Annotated in this window: 5 protein-coding genes; all 5 read right to left on the minus strand. The window is 50.9% G+C overall.

All coding sequences use genetic code 11. The features are described 5' to 3' along the window. Positions 1 to 300: 300 nt before the first annotated feature. Positions 301 to 1,056, minus strand: a complete 756-nt coding sequence (locus tag IQ235_RS14920; RefSeq protein WP_264322238.1) for a hypothetical protein — start codon at positions 1,054 to 1,056, stop codon at positions 301 to 303. A gap of 368 nt (positions 1,057 to 1,424) precedes the next feature. After that, positions 1,425 to 1,961: a GNAT family N-acetyltransferase gene (locus tag IQ235_RS14925; protein ID WP_264322239.1), complete on the minus strand. Its 537-nt coding sequence runs from the start codon at positions 1,959 to 1,961 to the stop codon at positions 1,425 to 1,427. A gap of 224 nt (positions 1,962 to 2,185) precedes the next feature. Further along, complete coding sequence (locus IQ235_RS14930) at positions 2,186 to 2,614, minus strand: GNAT family N-acetyltransferase (RefSeq protein WP_264322240.1); 429 nt, start codon at positions 2,612 to 2,614, stop codon at positions 2,186 to 2,188. A gap of 113 nt (positions 2,615 to 2,727) precedes the next feature. Further along, entirely contained in the window at positions 2,728 to 5,304 is a 2,577-nt protein-coding gene (locus IQ235_RS14935) for an endonuclease MutS2 (protein ID WP_264322241.1), read from the minus strand. A gap of 602 nt (positions 5,305 to 5,906) precedes the next feature. Continuing rightward, the coding region (locus tag IQ235_RS14940) for a calcium-binding protein (RefSeq protein ID WP_319592600.1) at positions 5,907 to 6,796 on the minus strand (890 nt) is incomplete at its 5' end.

A 6,796-nucleotide genomic window follows, 5' to 3' on the forward strand; every position in this document is an offset into this window, starting at 1 on the left:
TCATGAAGTAGACCCCAGCCGATATAAACGGGGTAGGCATGGGGGCGCTACTCCTGCAGCTTGTCATATTTTTTCCGATCGACTCTTTGTAGGGTCTATGTTTTTGCAACCTGTCATAAATAACATCTATCTCCCCATCTCTCTTTTCCGCCTTTTCCGCGCTTGGGCACTTCCGCATTCAAAATTCTCTTCGTCTTGGACGGTAGAAACCAGAAAAGCTTGCTCTGCCAGAGTTCACAGGGGTTTTTACCCCTTGAGCGTATTCTGTTATTGCCCGTGTCGAAGTGTCGAACTAAGGTGTTACTTTGAGTTTGCCAGGTTCTGCCGCGCTTCATGTAATGCCAGTGCCAAACCTGCCCGATCGCTTAAACCCATCGGCTTGTATCCTAGAGAACGAGCTGCTCCATCGCCAAATAGGCACACCATCGCCGTGGGATAATCTCGACTCAAAAGGTGAGGGGAGATGATTTCGCGAGTGTAAGCAATATCCTCTGCGTCCAGATACGGCTCTCGACAATCTGCCATTGCCATCGTATATCCTTCTCGATCGAGCATTTCTTGCAACGTACGCGCAAACCCATGCCGTTGAATGTAGACCGCGCGATAGACTGCTGCTAATGTCTCTTGGCGGACAGTTTGGACTGACGGAACTTCGCTCGTCCATAACACGCCACTGAGCCAACTCCATTTGAGACTGGGCTGGATTTCAAAGCGAGCGCTAAATTCGGTGGTGTAACGATTAGTCCATCCTCCCATGAAATCATCAGCCAGCACTAACCCCACCTTAAACGTACCTGGAACGTCATCGAATCGATCGCTCACCTCAGAGATGGCACGAGCCGCGATCGTATCCGCATCCATCGCCAGTAAGGTATCGAGTATTTCGGATACGCGCTCTTTTCCCATGGGGTTCATGATGGCTAAAGGGAGCAACTCAATATCGGACGCATCGGCATTTAGCATGGTTTCGAGATAATGGCTAAAACGCTCCGATCCCTTTGGAATGTTGTAGAGATTGCGCTGAATGTGTAGCAGTGGGACAAATTCAAGCTTCATAATACACCTCGACAGAAGAATTTCACGCCTTAAAGATTGAGAAAATTTATTTTATAGCGGTTTTCACACTCATGAGGTACAAAGTTTCTGGGTTCAGGGAATGGGAACGGGGAATGGGGAATAGAATTTGGGTGTACCTCATAAATCCAAAAATTGCTATATTTAGTTGTTATTAACAATAAGAAATACTTTGAAATCATTTTGATAGTTTCGTTGAACTGTTAATTTTTTTGTAATTTTAAAAAAGTATTTTGGAATAAATAAAAAGTCTGTTTAGTTTTTTAGGGCTAGTTTTAAATAGATTAGTATTGTTCTTCATTTAAAATAGCGATCGCAAAATGCTAACTCGTTCGCCTCGATCGATATCATTATTCGCGCCAATATTCAGGTTTATTTAACGCATCCGCACAAACAACTTTGCCCGAGACAGAACCGATCGTATCTGGATGCAACGCTCGAACCATCCAAGCATCTGGATATTCCTCTGGCATCGGATAGGTCGGTTCGAACCCCAAAGGACTGGCGGATTGGAAGCCTTGACGGGTATAGTATTCGGGATATCCAGCGAGGAAGACTAAATCAACGCCGGATTGCGATAAAAGTTCTAATCCTCGTTCGACGAGCTTACCTCCAATGCCTTGTTTTTGAGCATCGGGGATGACGGCGAGGGGGGCTAAAAGGGCGATCGAGACTGGACTTTGGCTGTTGGTGAGATGTGCCTTGCTAAATAGAATATGTCCGACTGGACGATCGTCTTGAAAAGCCAGTAGAGAGAGCAGTGGTTGGGCACTGGGATCGTTTAAAAGATTCTTGACTAGTTCGGCTTCTGTCTCTTCACCAAATGCCGCACGCTCTATCGATAAAATATCATTCAAATCGGAGTCTAAAGCTTTTCGAATATGCATTTTTTTCTCCCTTTTTCTGTATATTGCTAGCAATCAAGTGTATATATCTATATCTGAAAAACGGCATATTCATTACCGCTGGGGTTGCTAAAAGTTCATCAATTAGCCTCTCTCTCCTTCGGCTGAGAGGCGATCGTACAACCGGCACGGTGTTTCCGATCGCAATGCAAATGGATACTTTGGCACTCATTCGCTGCTACTTCTTAGATGCATCACGACTTGTTCTACGACAATCGCAAGCGTATCAAATCGAAGCCTGTTTGTTCGTGAATCTTTTCCTCAACGGGTTCAAAGCCGTACTTTGCATAGAACGCACGCCCAATTGGGTTGGCAGCAAATACCTCGACATCGAGTTCACCTCGCAATTCCCTTGCCTTATCCATCAGTCTGCCTCCGATCGCTTTTCGGTGGTAGTCTGGATGGACGAAGAGTGCGCCGACTTCGTTTCCCATCAGTGAGATGAAGCCCACCACTCGCTCATCTTCTTCGGCAACCCATGTCTGAGTATTGGGCAGATATAGCTTAGGAATATTGTCTTTTTCTTGCACCAGAAACTCTCTGGTTAGAAAAGGATGCGCCACCTCAGAAGCCGCTACCCAAATAGATAGTAATGCGTTTAAATCTCGTTTTTCATATTCCCGAATGACGCTCATCTTCGATCTCCCCGATTCCAAGTTTTATGGATTTTAAAATTTAAGATGTAGCAATCGATATCCATGACCGATCGTAATGACGATACTCCTCGAACATCACTTTGAATTCCGTCTTACTTAAGATAGGCGATTGTCACTCCAGCCCCACCATTTTTCTCTTGAGCGAGTTCGTAGCGATCGATATGGGGAGAACGATCCAAAAACTCCTGCACTCCCTGGCGCAATCTTCCCGTTCCTTTGCCGTGAATAATCCACAGCGCCCCTCCTACCGGAACGGCTTTGCCGATCGCATTTTCGAGTTGCAGTTCGGCATCGGCAATCCGGCTGCCGCGCAAATCGACGGTATTTTGCGAGGTCTGCACCAGTGGGGCAGTCGCCGGTGACGGTGCGGGGGTCGATTTGGCAGCTTTGGCAGCCGCTTTGGGAGGTCTGCTGGGAGGAAGTTCGGGTTTTTTGCCGTCGAGAGACTCGATATCAACCAGTTTCACCGTCATTTTCATGATGCCGAACCGCACTGCGAGTTCCCCATCTTTATCCGGTTCGCTGAGGACTTCGGCGGTTTGCCCGAGGCTGGGAATGCGGATGCGATCGCCAATTTGAGGGCGAAATCCCGGCTTGGGTTTGGGAGGGGCACTGCGCGAGGGCAGTTTGCGGTTGGCAATTCGATCGACGGCGACGGTGGCTTTCTGGGCATCTTGCGCTGTTGCCGAACCTTTTTGCAAATCGCGGATGACTTTGGCAATGTCCCCTTTGGCTTGGGAAATGGCTTGTTGGACGGCGTGTTCTTGTTCTTGCTTGAGTTTCTGCTCTCGTTCCTTCAGCCACACCGCTTTTTCGGCAATTTCCCGATTCAGGCGTTCGGCTTGTTCGACAAGTTGGGAGGCTTCTTGGGCTTTGGTTTCCTGCTGGCGGCGTTGGGCTTCCAATCCCGAAATTACCTGGTTGACATCGCTGTTGCCCCCCGGTGCCACGTAGGTTTCGGCACGATCGACCACTTCTGAAGTTAGCCCCAACCGGCGGGCGATCGTCAGGGCGTTCGATCGCCCCGGAATCCCCCATAATAAGCGATAGGTGGGCGAGAGACTCACATCGTCGAATTCCACCGAAGCATTTTCAAATCGATCGTCTTCGTATTTGAGGGCTTTGAGTTCCCCGAAGTGAGTGGTGGCGATCGTCAGTCCGGCGCGATCGGCCAGATAATTGAGCAGGGCGATCGCCAGGGCGCTACCTTCAGTCGGATCGGTTCCCGCCCCCACTTCATCGAAAAGTACCAACGGGGGGAAGGGTTGGATGGTTGAGATTGCTGCTTCGTTCTCCTCTGTTAGGGGTTCTGTGGTTTCGATCGTCTCTTGGGCTTCTGCTTCTTCTGCTTCTTCAGGTTCTATTCTAGTTCCCCTCTCGGGAGGGGTTAGGGGTGGGTCGATCGATGAGCGATCGCTTTCTAAAGCGTCTAAAATCCGGCTGATGCGGCGGATATGTCCGGAAAATGTGGAGAGACTTTGCTCTAGAGATTGCTCGTCGCCGATATCCGCTAGGACTTGGGAGAACCAGGGCAATTCCACCGGTTCGCGGGCGGGAACGAACAGCCCCACTTTCGCCATCAACACCGCTAAACCAAGGGTTTTTAGGGTGACTGTTTTTCCTCCAGTATTGGGGCCGGTAATGGTGACCACCCGGATGTGGGGGGCGATGTTGAGATTAACGGGGACGACTTCGGTACCTTGTTCGTGTTTGTGCTGCCACACCAGGAGGGGATGGCGCAGTTGCCGCAGGGTGATGGGGGAAGTCAGGGTTGAATCTGGGGTTAAATCGAGAAAGCGAGGGGGGTTGGCTTCGAGCCACAAGCTGTAGCGGGCGCGGGCGGTAGCTAAATCCAGGGTGGTGACGATCGCCAGCAATCGTTCTAAGTCTTCGCGCACTTCGGCAATTTGCTCGGTAAGTTCCCGACGCACCGTCTCTTCGATCGCCTCTTCCCGGCGCTGGAGTTGCCGCAGTTTGTTGTTTTGGGCGACGATCGCGTGGGGTTCGACGTATAAGGTGGCTCCGGTGGTGGAGGTGTCGTGAACGATGCCGCGAATGGCATCCTGGCGATCGGCTTTCACGGGGATGACGAAGCGATCGCCCCGTTTGGTAATCACTCGATCTTGCAGGGCGTTGGCTTGACGCTGCATCATCTGTTGGAGGATTTGGTAGATGCGATCGCGAACGCTTTTGAGCTGTTGGCGAATTTCTCCCAACTCCGGACGGGCGCGACCGGTGACTTTGCCCCGTTCGTCGATGCAACGGTGGATTTCGCGATCGAGTTCGGGATAGGTGCGTAGGGCAGCGACTAAGGTTTGCAGAACCGGCAGTTCGTCGCGATCGTCGATGGTGCGGCGCAACTGCCGCGCCCCGGTCAGGGTAGTGGCGACGTTGAGTAACTCATCCCCAGAAAGAATGCCTTGTAACTCCGCCCGTTCTAAGGATTCGCCGATATCGTGAATGCCCTCGAAGGATAGGCTGTTATTGGCATCGGTTTCTAGGCCGTAGGTTTCTTGAGTTTGGGCGAGCAGTTCGAGGCTATCTGCGGGGGTGGTGGGAACTTGCAGGTTCTGCGCGGCAACCCGACCCAACTTGGTGGCGGCAAAGGTCGAGAGATGCTGGCACAAACGCGGCCATTCTAGGAGTTCGAGGGTTTCCGCTTGTATCAAAACTGGCGTTGTGAAGTATATTTGTATTGCTTCTGTAATTTTAACATTTTTCAGGTCGAAAATTGGCGATCGGGGCGGGCGCGTTAGAAGAATCTCGTAGGATGTGTGAGGCGGCGATAAATCTATAGTTGTCTCTAGTAGGGGTAATCCCCCCGTGGTTACACCCTTGTCGCCGGGGTAGGCACGGGGGCACTACCCCTACCGATCGCCAATAACCCCAAGACTCGATCGCCTCGGATAAGACATTTAAATCATTGCCCCCAATTCCCTCAAAATTTTGCCCAATTTTTCGCCAATTTCCCCACGAGTTTGCAAGGGTTACACCGCCGTGGTAAGATTTTTTCAATTAATAAAACATGGTTGGGTTTAATTTTGTAGCTACAACACCCTTATATATAGCTAAAAATCCTAATTGTACGTTCGAGCGATCGCCCTTCCCTGCAAAAGGCGATCGCCCCCGAAACACAAATCTTTGAGTCGGGGTTGACAAAATAACTATCTCATGGTAAGTGCTTAGTTTTGTAGGGTGGGCAGTTCGGTAACGACTGTAGGCGTTAAATCCCCACTAAATAAATTGCCCATCTTGTTCGACAAGCTCAATTTTACAATAGGGCAAAATCCGTAGAATCGATCGCCCCAACATCCACGGCTTGCAACGTCACAACTAAGCCAGTCGCAGTAATTTGAGTATCTTCACCCACCTGAGTTAGAGTCAAATCCGCAAAGGTCAATCCCTCTTTCAAGCCGATAATATCCACCCCATCGGTGAAGTCGGTTACCACATCAATACCATCGCCAGTACGGAAATCGAATCGATCGCCATCAGCCCCACCAGTGAGCGTATCATCGCCCAAATCGCCGCTGAGGATATCGGTTCCCGCTTCGCCCTGCAAACTGTCGTTATCCTTTCCGCCAAATAAGCGATCGAATCCGTCACCTCCCAAGAGAAAATCAGTTCCTATATTGCCAAACAACAGGTCGTCTCCCACTTGTCCGTGCAAGCAGTCATTCCCTAACTCGCCTAAGATTACGTCCTCGCCCTCGCCGCCAACTGCGGCATCGTTATCCTTGCCGCTATAAACGGTATCATTGCCCAGACCGCCATCGAGGTAGTCGATTCCCCTGTTGCCGAACAAGATATCTTCCCCATCGTCGCCGAAAATCAGGTCGTTCCCCAAATCTCCGGCCAGGCTGTCGTTACCCGCGCCGCCGCCAACCCCATCGCTGTCTTTTCCAGCGAAGACGATATCGTTTCCACCTCCGGCCTCGACCACATCCGTGCCTCGGTTGGCGAACATCACATCATCTCCGGGACTGCCGAGGAGGTTGTCATTTCCCGCGAAAGCCACCATCTTTGCGGTCGCTTCCCCACTGCCGTTGAGGGTGTTGGGATTTTCGTCGCCGAGGATGAAGCTCCCTGTCCGCAGGTCGGTATCCGGGTTGAGGCTGGGGAAAGTCGGAGGTGCGTTCACCAGTTGGCAGGGGTCGAAGT

The organism is Zarconia navalis LEGE 11467 (genome assembly GCF_015207075.1).
Taxonomy (GTDB): Bacteria; Cyanobacteriota; Cyanobacteriia; order Cyanobacteriales; family Geitlerinemataceae; genus Zarconia; species Zarconia navalis.

Excerpts from the sequence above, each read along its gene's own strand:
- IQ235_RS14930 (WP_264322240.1), bottom strand. The coding sequence starts at position 2,614 with ATGAGCGTCATTCGGGAATATGAAAAACGAGATTTAAACGCATTACTA.
- IQ235_RS14920 (WP_264322238.1), bottom strand. The coding sequence starts at position 1,056 with ATGAAGCTTGAATTTGTCCCACTGCTACACATTCAGCGCAATCTCTAC.
- IQ235_RS14925 (WP_264322239.1), bottom strand. The coding sequence starts at position 1,961 with ATGCATATTCGAAAAGCTTTAGACTCCGATTTGAATGATATTTTATCG.